Source organism: Zavarzinella sp., from assembly GCA_041399155.1.
Taxonomy (GTDB): Bacteria; Planctomycetota; Planctomycetia; order Gemmatales; family Gemmataceae; genus JAWKTI01.
The window spans coordinates 113,311-130,552 of sequence record JAWKTI010000007.1 but is presented as its reverse complement, the minus strand read 5'-3'; the positions used below and the strand labels follow the sequence as shown (position 1 = coordinate 130,552).

Sequence of the window (17,242 nt, the reverse complement as noted above, 5' to 3'; positions counted from 1 at the left end):
GGCGACGGGGCGCCCACTGCCAGAATGTGCTAGTTGAGCAGAATCATCAGCGTAGGGGGCTCGCGAAAGCCATGTACTTGTTCGCGGAGAGTGTTCCGCAAACCACTCTGGGATTACTGGAGTAGTGAACCTTACCAAACCGAGGGTGCGAGATCACTGTGGGCAAACCCTACCCGTCCATTCGGACGTAAACTGAGTTAACAATCGTATTTTCAAAGGCCAATTGAATACTATCGGCAACCCCATCTGGAAGTTTGGGTTGTTTGGGTAATTCAGGCAATTTGCTCTCCCGCCATGCCTGTTGTGGGCGATTAGTTGCAGATCGGCTTGAATGATTTCCCAACTGGGGCTATCGTCAAGTAATGAACCTGATTGCGGTTGATATTCTTGCCGAAGCACGTGGGCTGACCATGGGTGTCACTGGCACCGGTGTCGCGGTGGGCCTGGCTTTGCTTTTGTTTGGCTGGAAGTTTCACCGAGTCTGGACGGTTGCTGGAGTCACCGTCGCAGGGGGCATTTTTGGACTGACCGCTGGTCATGCTGATGGGCGCAGTGCGTTGGTTCTGGCGTTGCTCCTGTCCGTTTCTGCAGGGATGCTGGCACTGGAATTTGCCCGCATTTTCGCATTTCTGGCCGCTGGTTCAACTATGTGGCTCATTTTTCATCGTCTGTTCCCCGCGTGGCACGATCTGTGGGTAGTTTTTCTGGCTGGTGGGCTTGCAGGACTGCTTCTTTATCGCTTCTGGACAATGATTCTGACTAGTTTCATCGGAACGATGCTCTTTTTTCACGCAGGCCTGACCATGATGGGCCACCTGTTTGAAAAAAATATGGCGGTGTGGGCAGGAAATCACCGCACCATTCTCAGCATCGGTATTTCCGTGATCACGCTGATCGGCTTTCTATTTCAGATTTTCTGGCACCGCTGGCGTGCCCGGGTGCGTGCGTATAAATTATTGCAGCAGATCCAGACGACAGAAAAATTACCACCGGTAGTGGTTTCGCCCCCCGTGGAGGAAAAGACCAGTAAAATGGAGAAAGAACTGAAAGCGCTGCGGGATGCCCTGGCCAAACTGGAAAAGAAAGACGAATGAGAAAATTTGCTCTAAGTGCTTTTCTGCTAGTTATTTACGTCGTATCAGGTGCGGCACAGGACAATCCGAACGACTTGCGGCCCGGCCTGAAAGAGGGTGCGTTCAATATCCCCCAATCAGATCAGCCTGCTGAACCAGAAAAGCCCACGTACGCGGGTGCGATTCTCTTCTCGCTGGCACTGACAGGTGGTGCACTGGCGATTGTATGCACTCCTTCCCGCAAGCATCAATAATCAGCTATATAACCGAGTAAAAATATGGCGACTGTTGGAGAAATTTCCACCTGGCTGGACCAATTTGCCCCACGTGAGCTGGCAGCGGAGTGGGATAATACCGGTCTGTTGATGGGCGACCCCAACGATCAAGTATCATCCTGTATTACCTGCTTGACCATCACGCCCGAAGTGGTGCGGGAAGCTCTTGAGGCACCCGTGCAGTTGATCGTGACGCACCACCCGGTGCTGTTTCGTGGCACCAAAAACCTCAGCACAAACAATTCGGAAGGAAAATTGTTATGGCCGCTGGCAAAGGCAGGCATTGCGGTGTATTCACCCCACACTCGCTTTGATAATGCCACCGGTGGGATCAACGACTGGATTGCCACGCAGCTCCAGCTGCAGAATATTCGCCCACTTCGACCAGCAAAGCGATCTGCGGGATACAAAATTGTGGTTTTTGTGCCCACCGATCACCTGGAATTGGTAGCCAAAGCCCTCTTTCAGGCAGGTGCGGGGGTCATTGGCGATTATGAACAGTGCAGTTTTCAACTGTCCGGAACTGGTACGTTCTTTGGGACAGAAAGCACGTCACCCGTGATTGGCACCAAAGGCCAATTGGAACGTGTATCGGAAACCCGTCTGGAAGTGGTTTGTCCGAAACACTTGCTGGACAAGGCGTTACGTGCGATGATTACTGCCCATCCCTATGAAGAGGTGGCGTATGATGTTTACCCACTGGCAGAGATTTCCAGCACCAGCGTGGGGGAAGGCCGCGTGGGGGAATTGCCCACAGGTGTGCTGTTGGGGCAGTTTGCGGCCCACGTGCGGCAGGTGCTGCACGCCCAACTGGTCCAAATTGTGGGCCAGGCCGACCGCACGGTCCAGAAAGTAGCCATTGCGTGCGGTGCTGCGGGTGAATTCATGCGCGATGCCCACCGCACGGGTGCGGATCTGTTTTTGACTGGTGAGATGCGGTTCCACGATTATCTGGCTGCAAACGCACTGGGTTTGGCCCTGGTGCTGCCTGGCCACTATGCCACAGAACGCCCCGCAGTAGAAATGCTGGCAGATCGCCTGCGGGCTGCCTTCCCACCGGTAACATGCTGGGCAAGCATGGAAGAACGCGATCCCGTAACCGCCGTCGATGGCAAACGCCTGGAATAATGAACTACATTCCCCCTACCAGCCAAAGCGGGTGGGGACGGCCTGCAGCAAATACCGCAATTTCATTCGCTTTCGAACACGTACCCGTTCGGTAAAAACATCGTAATTTCGCAGGCGAATCGTTTTCAGGATGGTGTGATAGGTCTGGTACATTGCCTGAAAAATCGCCTGACCGTGGGGATACAAATTCGCATGCAACAGCCAGCCTTGCTGGTAATACTGTTCCGCACGATCCACCTGAAACCGCATCAATTCCAGAAACTTCGGATTATCGCAATTCCAGGTGGTAGGTGGGCAGTCAAATTGCTGCAACTCTACGGTGGGCAGGTAAAGCCGTCCCTGTTCCGCATCCTCCCGCAGGTCGCGGAGAATGTTCGTCAGTTGGAAAGCAATCCCGGTGGCAATCGCCTGTTCGCGGGCTTCCGGCTGGCGAAAACCCCACAGGTGGATGCACGCCAGCCCCACTGCCGATGCCACGTGGTAGCAATATCGCTCCAGATCGGCAAAATCATGAATACTCACTCCCGTCAGATCCATCGCCACGCCCGTGATTACTTCGTGGAAGTGCTGCAAAGGAATGCCGTGCCGCAGCACCACATCCAGCAGTGCGGGCAGGATGGGGTCGGAAAAATTACCCTGTTCTGCATCTGAAAGTTGTTGCCGCCACCGTTCCAGTTGTTGCTGCCGTTCCGCAATGGTGCCATCACCATCGGCCAGATCATCGGTGCGACGCATAAACGCATACAACGCGTACATGCCATAACGTTGTTGGCGTGGCAGCAACCAGAACGCCGGCCCAAAGTTTTTTGCCGTACGCTGGGTGAGCAATTTGCAATGTCGGTACGATTGACTTAGCGGAACCATGGCGTTATTTTAGGCGCATGTTAACGCCACCGACCGAACAGATGCCCCAATAAAAGGGAAATTTTGCCCCACTTGGACAATTTTGGGCGGGATTTCCAGACATCGTAGTTCTGCTGGCGAATTTTTGCCAGAATTGCTTCCCCACCACGGATAAACAACGCCACATCGTGGCGAATGGGACCTGTTAACCGCCCCACCAGTGGTTTGCCAGCATCGAACAGCTGTTGGGCACGATTCACCTGGAATGCAAGTAGCAGCTTTGTGCAAGAAGTACAGCATTACCGTATACCCATTGATACACGAAGTGGCACATAGCTGGGATTGTGCTATCTGGAGCAAAAATGGCGGGAATGGGTTACCGGATCTACCAACGTGCAATAATGAATTCATCGGTTTCGCCTACTACCTTCCCCTTGTATGGGCCTGAAGTAGCGTGATGACTGAAGCAGTGCGACTCTTGTATGACGCTAAGTTTTTTAGAAAAAATTGAGATACCAGAAGTAAAGACAGAATCATATATTTATGGTGTGACAATAGAAACATAGTACATTCCATCAAATTCTTCGGCACGAATCGAAGATGTCATTGCCAAATCAGATAGAAGAAGAACGTCATTTATTAGCTCACTAAAAAAATCAATCGCGTCGACGAATTTAGAGTATTCAGCTAATAGCGCACCAACATTTGGGATAAAACAAATGAGAGGAGAATCATGTTGATAAATCCACTCATGAACAATCTGGCAAACTTGAATAATGCTCATAAATGTCTGCCTTTCTACAGATCGATGTTCCGATATGAGATGACGGCGCATTTGGTCATCCTGTACCATAGGGAGCCAGGAAAAATCGGCACTTGCGGCTACAAGTCCTTGCATGATCATAAAGTTCACGAATTCACTTTGCTTGTGCCGATACTTTAATTCATTCTTTTTATCTTCATGGTTACTATTATTCATTAGTTTTCCAATGCGATTACAGTTGAATCTGATGTGTTAAGTTGGCCCAAGTTTTTAGCGGAACCATGGCCTTATTTTAGGCGCATGTTAACGCCACCGACCGAACAGATGCCCCAATAAAAGGGAAATTTTGCCCCACTTGGACAATTTTGGGCGGGATTTCCAAACATCGTAGTTCTGCTGGCGGATTTTTGCCAGAATTGCTTCCCCACCACGGATAAACAACGCCACATCGTGGCGAATTGGACCTGTTAACCGCCCCACCAGTGGTTTGCCAGCATCGAACAGCCGTTGGGCACGATCCACCTGGAAGGTAAGCAACTGCTGAAACTGTGGAGTAAAGCGTTTTTGCTGAAAATCGTCCAGGGAATAGCCAAATTGCTGACAATCTGCCGTTGGAAGATACCTGCGCTGGAGGTTCTCCCAATCGCGGCGGATATCCTGCCAGAAATTCGTCAATTGCAGTGCGGTGCACACATTGTTCGACAGTGCGGCATTCTCTGCGTTGTACTGTTCCGCCAGATAGAGCACCAGTTGCCCCACCGGATTGGCAGAACGCTGGCAGTATCTCAGCAGTTGTGGGTAATGATCGTATTCCCGCACGTGCTGATCCTGGCGAAACGCATCGATCAATTGCAGAAATGGTTGCGGTGGGATCAGACAGTCTTCCACCACTTTTTGCAGGGCAATGGTCACCGGATGACGCGGTCGACCTTCATAACACGCGGCCAATTCCTGTTCCCACCAGGAAAGCAGGTGCAGTGCCTCTTCCGGCGAACTGGCTTCATCGCCCAGATTATCTGCCCAGCGGCACCAGGCATAGACAGGATAAAATCGCTGGGCGAGCTTCCTGGGCAGCAACCAGGAGACCACCGTAAAGTTTTCGTATTGTTGGGCGGTAAACTGCCGACAGTAGGCTGTTGCGGCCTGCACCGTCATTGTTGGTGCTGTCCCATCTGGCCCAAAGTGGTGCAATTCCTGTTCAAAAGCCTGATTCATGATTACTTCAGCATGGGAAGATAGCTGTTTTTTACGAGATTGTCGAAAACAGTCTCACCTACTTACCCACCGCACATGGCCACTCTGCGGTGCAGCATCTCCTTTTCATCCGGCGTTTGCATACACAAGCGCCATAAAGCCACTGATGAACCAACAGATTGTGCCAATAACTGTCACTACTTTGGATGCAGTGTTCTGAAATATTGGGTGTGCGAACATTGCTGGAAACCCAAGCCAGCCAAGTATGCACGCAAGCTCAAAAATGACCGGGGAGGAGTTTGTAACCATCAAACTCAACCAAATAGGACCGCCGATTCCAGCCAGAATTCCTTCTGCCAATCTTCTTAAACTGAGTTCATCGACTGAAAAGAAAAGAACAAAGCCGATCACCGATCCAATCGCGAACAAGAAACCCAGCAACTGAAATCGCATCAGGAATCGTTTGATACAGGCTCGCATATTGTCCATCCAATTGGGAACTCATTCACACATTGTAATTGAAAACAACGTTGAACGGTGGGCAGTTTCTAACCATTACCCACCGCACATAGCCACTCTGCGGTGCAGCATCTCCTTTTCATCCGGCGAATCAGTCTTGGTAATCGCTTGTTGAAAGTAGCACCGGGCAATTTCATTTTGTCCCAGTTTGCGGTGCAGCTCACCCAGTGTGGCATCCAGCAGGTGGTATTTGGTTAATGTGTGCAGATCGTCTATCTGGGCCACTGCGTTCAATCCCGCCTGGGGGCCATGTAACTGAGCCACCACAATCGCCCGATTCAAGCCATAAATTGGCGATGGTGCAAGCTGCATCAACAGATCATAGTGGTTCAGAATCTCCTGCCAGTTGGTCTGGTGCCAATCGGTCTGGTGGCAGTGCAGCATAATAATTCCCGCCTCAAGATGGTAGCGGGAAATCGAACGATCATTCATTGATTGCATCAGCAAATCAGTCGCCCGACAGATCAATGGCCAATCCCAGCGTTCGCGGTTCTGTTCTTCCAGAAATAACAACCTGCCACTGGGATCGGTGCGTCCTGGCAGGCGGGCCTGGTGCAGCAACATCAACGCCACTAACGCCTTGGTGGATGGCGAATCGATTCCCGGTAATTGCAGCAATAACGTGCCCAGGCGAATCGCTTCTTCGCAACATTCCAGGCGGAAGCCTTCCCCACCCTGGCTGGGACGATAACCTTCATGGAACAGCAGATACAGAATTCGTTGAATGGGCACGCACCGTGCGGGCAATTCTTCCGGTACGGGCACACTCAATTCGATCTGTTGATCCACCAGCAGTTTTTTCGCACGCTGGAAGCGTTTCTTCATTGCCTCTTCCGTGCTGAGTAGTCCGCGGGCAATTTCCTTCAACGAAAAACCGCACAATGTTTTCAGCACCAGCACAATTTGAAATTCGCTGGACAGTGCGGGATGACAGCACGCAAACATCAATCGAAGCTGGCTATCCTGAATCACTTCATCGGCAAACAGTTCTCCCATGTGGTCTGGGGCGGACACATCTGTTGCCGGATTCTCCAGGGATACCGATCTGGCTTCTCGTCGCAGGTAATCAATTACCTTTCTGTGGGCCACCGTGCGAATCCATGCCAGTGGGTTATCTGGAATGCCACGTTGTTTCCAGTGCTGCATCGCTTCCAGCAACGCAGACTGCACCATGTCTTCCACCAGCTCCAGGCGAGACCAGCCGAATACACGCACCAGTGCCGCATTCAATCGTGATGATTCGTGGCGGAAAAAGTGCTCCACCAATTGCTGGTGCTCTCCCCGCGCCGAACCATGTGCGTGCGTATCATCCTTCATGACAAATACCTCACCCCGGCTTCGCCACCCCAACATGCGAGGGAATTTTTAACCTCACCCCGGCTTCGCCACCCCTCTCCTCGCAGGAGAGGGGAAAGATTCAGAAAACTCTTTTCTTCTCCCCCTTACTTGCGAGGGAAGGGGGCTGGGGGGTTAGATCAGACCTTACGATTCGCTGGGAGGGCCACCAACTCCAGCCAGATGGCGAATCTCAACGGTTCCGTGCAGCAGCCCAGGGCAATCCTTGGCAATCTTCACTGCTGCTTCGTACGATTCACACTGAATCACCGAATAGCCACCCACAATTTCGTGGGCTTCCATGAATGGACCATCGGTAACCGTCTTATCAGGATGCACCACATGGCCATCGGGATGCAGGGCATCGCCGGGATCCACCATCCAGCCCTGCTGGAAGCCAGTATTAATCCAGTCGGTCCAGATTTTCAGGATTTCCTGCATCTGCTCTGGCGAAATTGCCGCTTCATCTGCTGCTTTACTGCGATAAACGAATAAATACTTGTTCATGATCGTTTCCTTTTTTCAATTATTAATGAATGTTGTGCCACATTTTCTGCCCTGTAGTACGTGGGGCACCTGCCGGAATGATGTGCGTGGCAATGGCAACATCATCCGTGCGAAATCTTCTACTGTTTGTCTTGTTCTCTGCTTTATCCTGCAAACATCTTACGCCAGTTCACCTCACTTTGTTATCAATTTGTGCTGTCATTTCGCCATGTTGACGAACAGCACCCCACGTGGGGGACAGGATTTTTGAACAAAGCGACAATTTTTTGAAAAAGTTCTGGCACTACACTGCCAGACCCTGCCAATCGGGGTAGTGCCTGCGGATAATCTTCGTCGATTCATCGATCATCCGTGCCACCTGGCATGGGGAAATGCCCAACTGGCGGGCAATTGCTCGCTTGGGGTGCTGGTCGCAATGGTGCAGACAGAGCACCCGATACCACCTGGGCGGCAACAGACGACGCACGGGCAGCAGATCCAGTTCGGTTCGCACTGCCGAAGTTTTGATCGGTGCCGCACGCATTTCCTTGCGGTATGCAGCAAGTTGTTTGCGGTCGATCGCCAGTTGCCGAGATTGTTTCAGCAGGCGTCGCCGGATGACCACCTGGGCAAACGTGGCAAATGCCAGCCCACGATCGGCATCGAAATGGCACACCGCGTGGCAGAGTGCCATCAGTGCTTCGCTGAGCACATCGTCAAACGGAGCCCAGCGACGGTGCCTGCGATAATAGTCGATGGCAATGCGGGTACAGAAATCGAAATGTGCCGCAGCCAACGCCTGCCCAGCCGGCGTGAGCGTTCGATCTAAGTTATTTTCCTGTAATGATTTACGGCGTTTTTCCGCACTCGATTCAAGGGTTGCTTCGACTGGTTTGCTCTCCCCCACACCAAGTGAGGTGGTACTTTCGGGCTTCATGATCTGTCTCCTAAACAAAGAACCACTAAAATATACTTCTGTATAGTAAACGAGTGTACAGAAAAAGTCAAACAGGAAAATCGGAAAAATTTGAAAAAAGATAAAAGTGAAGGCTTCTTAATTTTTTGGGGTTTCGGTTTTCTGAACGACCAAGGCCAGGTGATCGCAAAGAGAAAAGTCAAATCAAGGTATTTTGCCAGGTTGCAGAGTGTTGAAGGGCACGGTTATACTTCAAGATTTCTTTGGAATCGACTGTCACTGAACGATTGGGACTCATCTGCACCGTTACTTGTCTACTCAAGGCTCTGCTTCAGATGTGTCGCTTGGGCAACATTTGAGTAACGAACATGTCCCGAAGGATTTTTTTGTTGTTGTGTCTTGGCTGCGTCATTATCGTAGCCAGCAACGGTCAGTGGGAAGGCCAACTTAGGCTTCGGAACCATTGCTTTATACTCGACCTGAAACGATCACCTGTTTGGGCACCACCTGAATTGCCCACCTATTCGCAATTTTTAGTGGCTTTCAAGGGGTCAGAAGATTTTCCGGATGAGAACTCAGGCAACTACACTATTCGCCGCGTCATGAAGGTAGAATGGATGCTGAATGATTTGACTCTGTATCTCTGGCCTGTGACTGTTGTAGCTGGGCTCTTTTATACAGCAGATAAACAAGGGAAGAGAGATTTTATCCTGCACCAGGCAACTGCCACAGGTTGTAGTCTTACAATCGGCGGAATATTGTGTGTCGTTGTGTGGCTAGTGATCGGTGGCTGGGGCCCACCTTTGCCTGTGGTATACCTGGGATTGGTTGTGGGTTTGACAGTGGGATTTACTACTTACTTTCCGATAAGTGGCAAATCAGGAAGATAACTGACCGGAGTAACTAACGTGGCGAAGTTTCGGGCATCATTCGAGGTATTCCGCAACACCGATTCATTGGGCATCATTCGAGGTATTCCGCAACACAGATTCATCGGGCATCATTCGAGGTATTCCGCAACACCGATTCATCGTTGATCTGATCCAGTTGAACCGCCCATAGTATTGAAGTACAGCCAGTGATTTTAAAGTGAGTTTCGAATAGTTGTGATCATGGCTGTTTAATGCTTATTGACTTTTGGCCCTGAAGGGGCCATTCTGTCAGCCCAGGGTGAGCGAAGCGAGCCCTGGGTAAGTGATACAAAAAATCTTCGGCCCTGAATGGGCCGTTCAAATTCGAGACAATGAACCTTTAAACTGCCCAATCACCATTACTCGAAACCAGCTCTAATCATCGCCTGAGTTCTTCAACTGCTTTTTAACTCGTTTGATGGCGGGTGCAACGACATCGAAGCCGCCTTCCATACACAGTTCGTAAAGCTCCAGTGCCTTGTGAAGATCCTTTGAGACACCTTTCCCGAACTCGTAGCAATCGCCTAATTGAGCAGTACAGCCCATGTCACCCAGTTTGACACCACGGCGAAACCATTTCACGCCCTCTGCGGAATTGGCCTCAACACCGCGTCCCTCGATCAAACAATCTCCAACACAATGCATGGCAAGCGGTACACCTTCCTTCGCGGCATTGGCAAAACACTGATAAGCGCGGTTGAGGTCTTGGGCAGTTCCTGTACCACCCTGATAACACAAGCCAAGAAACGTCAGTGCCGACAGGTGACCTTGATCAGCCGCTTTTTGGTAATTTACAAATGCAAGCCGGTCATTTTTTTCGAAGCTATCGCCCTCTTCCAGTTGTCGACCCAATACGAATTGTGCTTGCGATTCCCCAAATTCGGCTGCCTCCAATAAATAGTCGAGGTCTGTTTTTTCGATATCCGCATTTGAGAACTCAACGGTTGTTTCCTCATCATCATCGAACAAAGGAAATACATCGACAAAATACTCGCCGATATTATCCTTCGACTCGCCAGAATTCAGGAGAGCGATTGCGAGAGCAGTAGAAAGAACCGTTCCATGAAAGTTGTCAAAACTTCCACTACCAATCCCGTCGCTCCATTGCTCCTTCGTTGCCTCAACAAGTCGCTCGGTTTGCTCCTCGGTTAATCGTTTCGCAACTCGAAACGTTGTGATGATCCGGAGTGACGACGTTTTCTCATCAAAAACGATTCTTAGCTGTCCGCCCGATAGACCAAGCTTGGCAAGAACTCGATCTTCGAAGATATCAGCACATGATTGTTCTGACACCAATCCGTGAAACCGCATCAGTGTTTTCGGATCTGAAATCGGCTTCGATGCTCGTGGGTTCCTGGCGAATGCCTGTGCCGGACCGGAAATTGTTACTGTGGGCATGATGAAACCTCAATTCACCGAGAACAAATTTAAAAACCCATCATTTGTCAGTATAGAATCTCCCAGCAAACCCATGCTTAAGTCGTTTGGCCCCATGAAATGCCTTTTTCAAGTTCGGTATTACAACCCATTAAAAGAATATGAGCAAGTTGGTGCCACCCACAGTAGCAACAAGACAAACTGTTGGGAGAATCTCTCGAGGATTTTGTGAGAGTTGTCTCATTTTTTGGAATGACCACCGTTTTTGGGTTCGGTTTCTGCCCGATTGTGCTAAAAGCGGGATACAATACTGACTGTCCAATGAGAAGTAGACCATGCCAATACCGACAACGACGATTAAAACTTAAGGGTTCAACAAATGAAAAATACACTAACGATAATTTAGTTGAATAACTTATTAAAATGTTCATCAGAAGATTATCTATCGCTGAATTGAGGCATTGGTTGAATGCAAATTTTGACGATGTACGTAGTCAGGTGGGATGGTCCCATCTACGCTTTGAAATATGGTTAGATTGCGCAAGCGAATGGTCGCGTTACACATTATTTCGGTTGAAAGAACGAGGAAAGATGCAAAAATTAGTGCTACCAAAGCGTTACGAGGCACTCGAGCGTGAAGCTAGGGATTCGGATTTAGAACTCTCACGAATCATTCAACGAATCGACACTGCGGCCAATCGTATTGAAAACCTACTGCGGCAGGTCCGGGATGGTGGCCTAGGAAGATTTGAACTCGTTCTTGGAAAGTCCGGATCTGGTAAAACGACTTTTTTTCGAACTCTGCAACGATTCTTTGAGGGCATACGAGTTGCCTCTGTCCCTAATGATGTACCGCTTACCGAAGTGGCAAATCATATACGAGCACATAGCCAATGGCAAAATACGCCCGTCATTTGGGTGATGTACGATCGTGACAACCCAGCAGAGGACAAGGACACGATCCGCCAATTCTGCGAATCGCTTCGCGTTCTATTCCGGGAGGATGCAGGTCGAATTGTACTATGTTGGCCAATCACAGATGAGGATAAAGCGAGAGAGATCTCGGATATTGCATGGGCAATTGGGCGAGATAGCGTCGTAGATCTTGATCGTGGAGTTTACAACTTTACTGGCGTACCCAAACAACATTTCTACGATATCGCTGACATCACTTCCCGGTCTCTTCGCGGTGGTTCCTTGGAAGTATTTGGTCTAACAAAGGATGTTGCCGAACCTCTAGCCGTAGAATCTCAAACTATCGCAGAGTTTTACACAAGGCTTGAACAAAAATCAGCTGAGATTAACGAGCATTACCGCGAGATTCTAAAAGACAAAACTGTCCCCAGTGTCTGGATTCTCGTCGGAGGCGATGATGCTAGGGACTTAAACCTAACGATCGCAACGCTCACACAAGGTACTCAGAAGCAAGTAGATATTGACCGACTACTCACATTCTTGGACGATCCTGAACTTGATGCAGGATACTTGAAAGAGTGGAAAAAACGCCGAGCTGAGCTAGCTTATTTAATGCGTTTGCTCGATGTGCGCATATTTGAACTTCCTCCCAACGTTGCACTTGCCGCCGTAAGGGCGCATGGTAGCGATGAGGCGAAAAGGAACCTGAAACTGAAAACAGTCAACCCGACTGCCGCTGACAGCACTTTTTCAAATGCCGGATTCGTACGTGCAATCAAGGGTGAGGACCTCAGTAGCCGTGCCTATCTTCGTACAACTGAAGAAGAGACTGCTAATGAGTACCGAAGATTGCAATCGCGAGCACGTGGGGAAGACAAGAAGTTCAACAAGGCACTAGGAAATGCGCTTTCACGGATTCTTGAGGATGATAATGTAGATGTACAAGTTGCATCAGAAGTCAAAGCCCCGCAGGGTAATTTGAAACCGGATATACGAATCTCTTTCTCAACGGGACGAGTGATATGTCTTGAACCGACATGGCGCTCGACCGGCAAAGGTATTGAAGGTGAGTTGGAGTCGAAACAAAACACGCTTACAGTAGGGCACATCCAGAAATATCTGCTGGAGAAAGTACTCAACTATGTAAAAGATCTTAACATATGACGAGTTTAGTCCACTTGTTTCAGACTAGCGACAGTTATCAATATTTTGGTAGTGTCTAAGTTTTTCACTACCTCCATATTCATGACTATAAAAGTTCTTTCGAGAAGTAATTTGTTGCCAAAAACGCAACTGTCGAAAAAACGCCAAATTCATCAGAATAATTGCACAAGCACCCCCCATAAATCAAATCGAAAACTGGTCGGCGATGCCCTGAAATGCCTGCGGGTGGTGGTCGTGGGCGGGGGAATCGTACACCACCATGATCGACGAGGTGGGATCATTCGGTGCCCAGCAGATCCCTTCCGGACGGTCCCCACCGGTGCTGCAAGGGATTTCGCCAATGATGCGGACGGGATAATTCCCTAATGTGCTGGTGCTGGCGATCCCCAGGCGGAATGGGCCATCGCTGGACATGGCAGGACCCAGCAGGAAAAACAGTTCCTGATCCCGCACCAGTAAGTCGCGAATTCCCAGGCCACTGGTGTCCAGAAAGTGCAGGCGATAACGCACCTGGCGGCGATTCAGTCGTCGCAGCGACAGGCGGGAAGCATCGTGGCGGTGCGTCTCCAGTTTTACTTCAACCACCACCGCCTGGTGGCTCAGTACGGGGCTTCGCAGTCCCAAAAAGATCGTATCACCCATCACCGCAATCCCTTCCACGTCCAGACCGTTCGCCTTGGCAGGCAGATGGCAGTAAGGGTGCAGAATGGGATCCTCAGCCAGCAATGCCCGCAGGCGATTCCCCTGCCGACTGATTTTCAGCATGGCAGCCGTGGCACCGTGGGGTGAGACTCGGCACGGCCAGCCCTGATGAATCGGCACCCGTGCCAGAAAGCACCGACGTGGTTCCAGGCGGGCTTTGTCCGCACGAAAATCCAGTTCACCCGCTTTTTTGCGAAACTTCGATGCGTGGGAGCCCACAATCCACAGGTAGGGATCGTGGTAACATAGCCCTTCGATGTCAATTTCGATGCCAGACTTTCCGGGCAGGCCAAAAAGATCGGTCAGTGGGTAGGAAATGTGCTGGGCATACCCCCCACCGTGCTGTGGGAGTAACCGTTCGATACTGCAGGTTTCGTCTGCTGCCAGCCAGAGTGTGCCATCAGGTAGCGTCGTGATTGCTGAAAGTGATGCTGCCGGATCAGGTAAATCCTGTTTGACAGCATGAAATTGCAGCCGGTGCGTGGCAGTTTTCGTCAATAAATCCATGAATGTTCCTTCATTCTTTTGAATTACAAAGATGAAAGTTACTTAATAATTGATCCGTGCACCGCTCCCAGTTGAACTGCTGGGCGTGGGCAATGCAGGCTGTGCGATCACCCTTGCGGAGTGCCTGGGAAATCGCCTGCTCCAGATCGTCGTGCAGGGCCCCCACAGCGGAATGAGTAACGATATCAACTGGTCCGGTGACTGGGTAGCCTGCTACGGGTGTGCCGCACGCCATTGCTTCAATCATCACCAGGCCAAACGTATCGGTGCGGCTGGGAAAGACGAATAAATCGGCCCCACGGTAGAGGTCGGCCAGTGCCGCACCTTTCCGGTAACCCAGAAACAGGGCATTGGGAAAGTTGGCTTCCAGCGTCTTCCGGTGGGGGCCATCCCCCACAATGATCTTGGTGCCAGGCACATTCGCCTGCAGGAAAGCTTCGATATTTTTTTCTTTGGAAACACGTCCCGCGTACAGCATGATCGGTCTGGGGTAATCCAGCATGCTGGCACCTGGGGAAAACAGGCTGAGATCGACCCCACGCGACCATCGTCGTAAGTTCTTGAATCCACGTTGGTTAAGTTCGTTTTCCAGGCTGGGTGTGGCCACCATCAGCGTCGAAGAGGCATCATGAAACCAGCGCATGAAGCGATAGCCCCACTTCAGGGGCACGTGGAGCAGTTGGTTCAGGTATTCCGGAAAGCGACTGTGGTAGGTGGTGGTGAACTTCAGGTTTCGCCGGATGCAATAGCCACGCACGGCCAGTCCGATGGGGCCTTCGGTGGCCACATGGATGACATCGGGCTGAAAACTGGCAATCGCCTGACTGATCTGGCGGCGGCTGGGTAGCGCCAGACGGATTTCCGGATAACGGGGTGCGGGGAACGACCGAAACAACCCTGGGTGCAGCACCAATACTTCGTGCCCACGCTGTTCGAGCAGGTGAATGCTGGTTTCCCACGTGCGGACCACACCATTGACCTGAGGCCGCCAGGCATCGGTTGCCAGCAGGATTTTCATTTTTTCTACCACAATTTCTGAAAATATCTGTGGTATGTTACCAACTCTGAAAAATCTCAGAATCTCCTAACACCGGAAAAACAAAGAAGTTTCGCACCCCAGGAATGGCCTTCATCGAATCCTCATTAGATCTCTATGAGATCTTCATCTCAAAAAGGTACCAATTCTCATTCTAATCGGTAGCTAAGTGAAAGTATCGTTAAAAGAATTTCATTGGTAGATTATGACTCGTTTGCTGACTTTCATTGCTTGTCTCAGTTTGTTTATCTGCGGTTGCGATGATGATAACAAAGTGATCACCGGCACCACTTCTCAAACAGCAACTTCGGAAGCACCCACTGGTGCGGAACCGAAGCTTCCTAATGAAGGCCCTTGATTGGGCTTGGTTTAATATTTTTCTCATTTATGGAGGATTTTAATGAAGAAGAGATCTGCGTTTACCCTGATCGAATTGCTGGTGGTGATTGCCATCATTGCGATTCTGATCGGACTGCTGCTGCCAGCCGTACAAAAAGTGCGGGAAGCAGCCAATCGTGCCAAGTGCACCAACAACCTGAAGCAATTCGGGATTGCAATGCACGCCCACAACGATGGCGTGGGGCATCTGCCATACGGTGCCTATGCAGTCTGGGGCCATTCCTGGTCGCTCGATATCCTGCCATACATCGAACAGGAAAACCTGTATCGAGTTTGCCCCCAGCCATTCAATGATAGTGGCGCCTGGACTGGCACCGATGCCCGCTCATTGGGTTTGATTCGACTGGCACGTACCAGTGTGAAGACATTCCGCTGTCCCTCATCTCCCGCACCCGATATTGAACCAACTGATGTGAATGGTCTGACCCTGCGTGCAACTTCCAACTACCTGGTGAGTGCTGGTAATGCAACAGGTGACAACGATGAAATGCGGTTTTCTGACGGGATGTTTAATGCCATTCGTATGAACACCACCCAAAAGCCACATAATCTGGCTGCGGTAACGGATGGCTTGAGCAATACAGTGATGTTGGCAGAAGCAGAATACCTTCTGAATGCATCCAAAGGATGTACCATTTGTGATCGCTACTTGTTCTACCACATGAACTTCGACAGTGGTAACGGCAGCGACTTTTCGGAAGCATTAGGATCAACTTTCTACCAGCCGAATCGTCGAACTGTGGATACAGTAGAAAGGGAAATCAGCTTTGGCAGTTTCCACACCGGTGGGATTAATGCCTGTATGGGCGATGGCTCGGTTCGCTTCGTTCGTGATTCCATCAATCTGACTGCCTGGCGTGCCATGGGTTCGAAAGACGGCGGCGAAGTGATTAACGAATAAGTAATTTTGTGCCTAAGCCCATGTTTCCTTATGCTTGGCAATTTGGGCAAGTTCACCTTGATGATTTCACATTTGTTGACGTGCCTGATAGCAGTGGTGCATCAGGATCGACCCTGCAATTGCAGCATTAAGAGATTCCACCTGCGTCGAATCGAATGCTAACCGCACCCGCTGGTTCGCCAGTGTGGTCAGTTCCGCTGTTAACCCATTTCCTTCATTACCAATGGCCAGTATAACGGCCTGATCACGATCGAGTGACAGATCACCAGCACCATCCAGAGTGGTGGCAATCAGTTGATAACCTGTCTGCTGCAACTGCTGAACCAGCTCCAGGTATTCTGCTGTTCTGCGTATCCAAACACCGTACACAGCACCCATGACCGCATGAACCACTTTCGGTGAGAATGGATCGGCTGTTTGGTCAGAACAGATGATCCCCGAGAAACCAAATGCTGCCGCACTGCGGATCAGCGTACCCACGTTACCTGGGTCCTGAATGTGCTCCAGCAGCAGGATGTGCTGACCCACGTCCGGCGGGAGGGTGTTTGTGAGAAAACCTTCAGGAATGCGACAGACCGCAATCGGTTCCTGTGGGGTCACTAATGTGCTGATTTCCTGCAATTGCTTCGGTGAAATGACCCGCACGTTGCCATGATTCCAGCGGGGGGCATTTCCTTCATTACTAAGCAGAATCTCATCAATCTTGTCGGGGTGGTGCTGCACCACCCACGATACCGCACGTGGGCCTTCGGCTAGAAAGAATCCGCTTTCCCAGCGATGGCGGGCTTGATGCAATTG

Annotated in this window: 20 protein-coding genes; 8 read left to right on the top strand and 12 right to left on the bottom strand. The window is 50.5% G+C overall.

Annotated elements, in window-relative coordinates; genetic code table 11:
- The first annotated feature begins 362 nt into the window (after nt 1-362).
- From R3B84_23915 to R3B84_23905, 3 genes are read left to right on the top strand one after another with little or no spacing between them, the layout of a single operon-like run.
- Nucleotides 363-1,094, top strand: a complete 732-nt coding sequence (locus R3B84_23915) for a hypothetical protein (protein MEZ6143623.1) — start codon at nt 363-365, stop codon at nt 1,092-1,094.
- On the top strand, nt 1,091-1,327 hold the full coding sequence (locus tag R3B84_23910; protein ID MEZ6143622.1) for a hypothetical protein: 237 nt from the start codon (nt 1,091-1,093) through the stop codon (nt 1,325-1,327). The genes R3B84_23915 and R3B84_23910 overlap by 4 nt, the downstream gene beginning before the upstream one ends.
- 24 nt (nt 1,328-1,351) lie before the next feature.
- Complete coding sequence (locus R3B84_23905) at nt 1,352-2,476, top strand: Nif3-like dinuclear metal center hexameric protein (GenBank protein ID MEZ6143621.1); 1,125 nt, start codon at nt 1,352-1,354, stop codon at nt 2,474-2,476.
- Between the two features lie 15 nt (nt 2,477-2,491).
- Here R3B84_23905 and R3B84_23900 read toward each other — a convergent pair whose 3' ends face one another.
- The 7 genes from R3B84_23900 to R3B84_23870 form a co-directional block, all read right to left on the bottom strand.
- Nucleotides 2,492-3,340 (bottom strand): phytoene/squalene synthase family protein, encoded by an 849-nt coding sequence (locus tag R3B84_23900; GenBank protein ID MEZ6143620.1) that lies wholly within the window; start codon nt 3,338-3,340, stop codon nt 2,492-2,494.
- Nucleotides 3,341-3,360: 20 nt separating this feature from the next.
- On the bottom strand, nt 3,361-3,597 hold the full coding sequence (locus R3B84_23895) for a squalene/phytoene synthase family protein (protein ID MEZ6143619.1): 237 nt from the start codon (nt 3,595-3,597) through the stop codon (nt 3,361-3,363).
- Between the two features lie 263 nt (nt 3,598-3,860).
- Nucleotides 3,861-4,298: a hypothetical protein gene (locus R3B84_23890; GenBank protein MEZ6143618.1), complete on the bottom strand. Its 438-nt coding sequence runs from the start codon at nt 4,296-4,298 to the stop codon at nt 3,861-3,863.
- A gap of 87 nt (nt 4,299-4,385) precedes the next feature.
- Nucleotides 4,386-5,297, bottom strand: a complete 912-nt coding sequence (gene hpnC / locus R3B84_23885; protein ID MEZ6143617.1) for a squalene synthase HpnC — start codon at nt 5,295-5,297, stop codon at nt 4,386-4,388.
- A gap of 105 nt (nt 5,298-5,402) precedes the next feature.
- A complete protein-coding gene (locus R3B84_23880; GenBank protein ID MEZ6143616.1) occupies nt 5,403-5,729 on the bottom strand; it encodes a hypothetical protein in 327 nt (108 codons plus the stop codon).
- Between the two features lie 102 nt (nt 5,730-5,831).
- Entirely contained in the window at nt 5,832-7,112 is a 1,281-nt protein-coding gene (locus tag R3B84_23875) for a sigma-70 family RNA polymerase sigma factor (GenBank protein ID MEZ6143615.1), read from the bottom strand.
- Nucleotides 7,113-7,277: 165 nt separating this feature from the next.
- Entirely contained in the window at nt 7,278-7,637 is a 360-nt protein-coding gene (locus tag R3B84_23870) for a YciI family protein (protein MEZ6143614.1), read from the bottom strand.
- On the opposite strand from R3B84_23870, the gene R3B84_23865 reads away from it, so the two are divergent.
- The gene (locus tag R3B84_23865) at nt 7,636-7,887 is read left to right on the top strand and encodes a hypothetical protein (protein MEZ6143613.1); all 252 of its coding nucleotides are present in this window, start codon (nt 7,636-7,638) and stop codon (nt 7,885-7,887) included. The two genes, R3B84_23870 and R3B84_23865, sit on opposite strands and share 2 nt — an antisense overlap.
- 33 nt (nt 7,888-7,920) lie before the next feature.
- Here R3B84_23865 and R3B84_23860 read toward each other — a convergent pair whose 3' ends face one another.
- Nucleotides 7,921-8,553, bottom strand: coding sequence for a sigma-70 family RNA polymerase sigma factor (locus R3B84_23860; protein MEZ6143612.1), 633 nt, complete (start codon nt 8,551-8,553; stop codon nt 7,921-7,923).
- A 347-nt stretch (nt 8,554-8,900) separates the two neighbouring features.
- Here R3B84_23860 and R3B84_23855 point away from each other — a divergent pair, with 347 nt between their 5' ends.
- Nucleotides 8,901-9,422: a hypothetical protein gene (locus tag R3B84_23855; GenBank protein MEZ6143611.1), complete on the top strand. Its 522-nt coding sequence runs from the start codon at nt 8,901-8,903 to the stop codon at nt 9,420-9,422.
- Nucleotides 9,423-9,818: 396 nt separating this feature from the next.
- Here the strand turns inward: R3B84_23855 and R3B84_23850 are convergent, their stop codons facing one another.
- On the bottom strand, nt 9,819-10,841 hold the full coding sequence (locus R3B84_23850; protein MEZ6143610.1) for a tetratricopeptide repeat protein: 1,023 nt from the start codon (nt 10,839-10,841) through the stop codon (nt 9,819-9,821).
- Between the two features lie 570 nt (nt 10,842-11,411).
- Here R3B84_23850 and R3B84_23845 point away from each other — a divergent pair.
- A complete protein-coding gene (locus R3B84_23845; GenBank protein MEZ6143609.1) occupies nt 11,412-12,899 on the top strand; it encodes a hypothetical protein in 1,488 nt (495 codons plus the stop codon).
- Nucleotides 12,900-13,082: 183 nt separating this feature from the next.
- On the opposite strand, the gene R3B84_23840 is transcribed toward R3B84_23845, so the two are convergent.
- Both R3B84_23840 and R3B84_23835 read right to left on the bottom strand, forming a co-directional pair.
- Entirely contained in the window at nt 13,083-14,108 is a 1,026-nt protein-coding gene (locus tag R3B84_23840) for a DUF3616 domain-containing protein (protein ID MEZ6143608.1), read from the bottom strand.
- A gap of 10 nt (nt 14,109-14,118) precedes the next feature.
- The gene (locus tag R3B84_23835; protein ID MEZ6143607.1) at nt 14,119-15,126 is read right to left on the bottom strand and encodes a glycosyltransferase family 1 protein; all 1,008 of its coding nucleotides are present in this window, start codon (nt 15,124-15,126) and stop codon (nt 14,119-14,121) included.
- 223 nt (nt 15,127-15,349) lie between these two features.
- On the opposite strand from R3B84_23835, the gene R3B84_23830 reads away from it, so the two are divergent.
- A complete protein-coding gene (locus R3B84_23830) occupies nt 15,350-15,502 on the top strand; it encodes a hypothetical protein (protein ID MEZ6143606.1) in 153 nt (50 codons plus the stop codon).
- A 42-nt stretch (nt 15,503-15,544) separates the two neighbouring features.
- Complete coding sequence (locus tag R3B84_23825) at nt 15,545-16,444, top strand: DUF1559 domain-containing protein (protein ID MEZ6143605.1); 900 nt, start codon at nt 15,545-15,547, stop codon at nt 16,442-16,444.
- A 66-nt stretch (nt 16,445-16,510) separates the two neighbouring features.
- Here R3B84_23825 and R3B84_23820 read toward each other — a convergent pair whose 3' ends face one another.
- Nucleotides 16,511-17,239 (bottom strand): RNA methyltransferase, encoded by a 729-nt coding sequence (locus R3B84_23820; GenBank protein ID MEZ6143604.1) that lies wholly within the window; start codon nt 17,237-17,239, stop codon nt 16,511-16,513.
- Nucleotides 17,240-17,242 lie beyond the last annotated feature (3 nt).

Coding starts and splice junctions, on each gene's coding strand:
- R3B84_23915 (MEZ6143623.1), top strand. CDS start 363: ATGAACCTGATTGCGGTTGATATTCTTGCCGAAGCACGTGGGCTGACC.
- R3B84_23910 (MEZ6143622.1), top strand. CDS start 1,091: ATGAGAAAATTTGCTCTAAGTGCTTTTCTGCTAGTTATTTACGTCGTA.
- R3B84_23905 (MEZ6143621.1), top strand. CDS start 1,352: ATGGCGACTGTTGGAGAAATTTCCACCTGGCTGGACCAATTTGCCCCA.
- R3B84_23900 (MEZ6143620.1), bottom strand. CDS start 3,340: ATGGTTCCGCTAAGTCAATCGTACCGACATTGCAAATTGCTCACCCAG.
- R3B84_23890 (MEZ6143618.1), bottom strand. CDS start 4,298: ATGAATAATAGTAACCATGAAGATAAAAAGAATGAATTAAAGTATCGG.
- hpnC (MEZ6143617.1), bottom strand. CDS start 5,297: ATGAATCAGGCTTTTGAACAGGAATTGCACCACTTTGGGCCAGATGGG.
- R3B84_23880 (MEZ6143616.1), bottom strand. CDS start 5,729: ATGCGATTTCAGTTGCTGGGTTTCTTGTTCGCGATTGGATCGGTGATC.
- R3B84_23875 (MEZ6143615.1), bottom strand. CDS start 7,112: ATGAAGGATGATACGCACGCACATGGTTCGGCGCGGGGAGAGCACCAG.
- R3B84_23865 (MEZ6143613.1), top strand. CDS start 7,636: ATGATCGTTTCCTTTTTTCAATTATTAATGAATGTTGTGCCACATTTT.
- R3B84_23870 (MEZ6143614.1), bottom strand. CDS start 7,637: ATGAACAAGTATTTATTCGTTTATCGCAGTAAAGCAGCAGATGAAGCG.
- R3B84_23860 (MEZ6143612.1), bottom strand. CDS start 8,553: ATGAAGCCCGAAAGTACCACCTCACTTGGTGTGGGGGAGAGCAAACCA.
- R3B84_23855 (MEZ6143611.1), top strand. CDS start 8,901: ATGTCCCGAAGGATTTTTTTGTTGTTGTGTCTTGGCTGCGTCATTATC.
- R3B84_23850 (MEZ6143610.1), bottom strand. CDS start 10,841: ATGCCCACAGTAACAATTTCCGGTCCGGCACAGGCATTCGCCAGGAAC.
- R3B84_23845 (MEZ6143609.1), top strand. CDS start 11,412: ATGCAAAAATTAGTGCTACCAAAGCGTTACGAGGCACTCGAGCGTGAA.
- R3B84_23840 (MEZ6143608.1), bottom strand. CDS start 14,108: ATGGATTTATTGACGAAAACTGCCACGCACCGGCTGCAATTTCATGCT.
- R3B84_23835 (MEZ6143607.1), bottom strand. CDS start 15,126: ATGAAAATCCTGCTGGCAACCGATGCCTGGCGGCCTCAGGTCAATGGT.
- R3B84_23830 (MEZ6143606.1), top strand. CDS start 15,350: ATGACTCGTTTGCTGACTTTCATTGCTTGTCTCAGTTTGTTTATCTGC.
- R3B84_23825 (MEZ6143605.1), top strand. CDS start 15,545: ATGAAGAAGAGATCTGCGTTTACCCTGATCGAATTGCTGGTGGTGATT.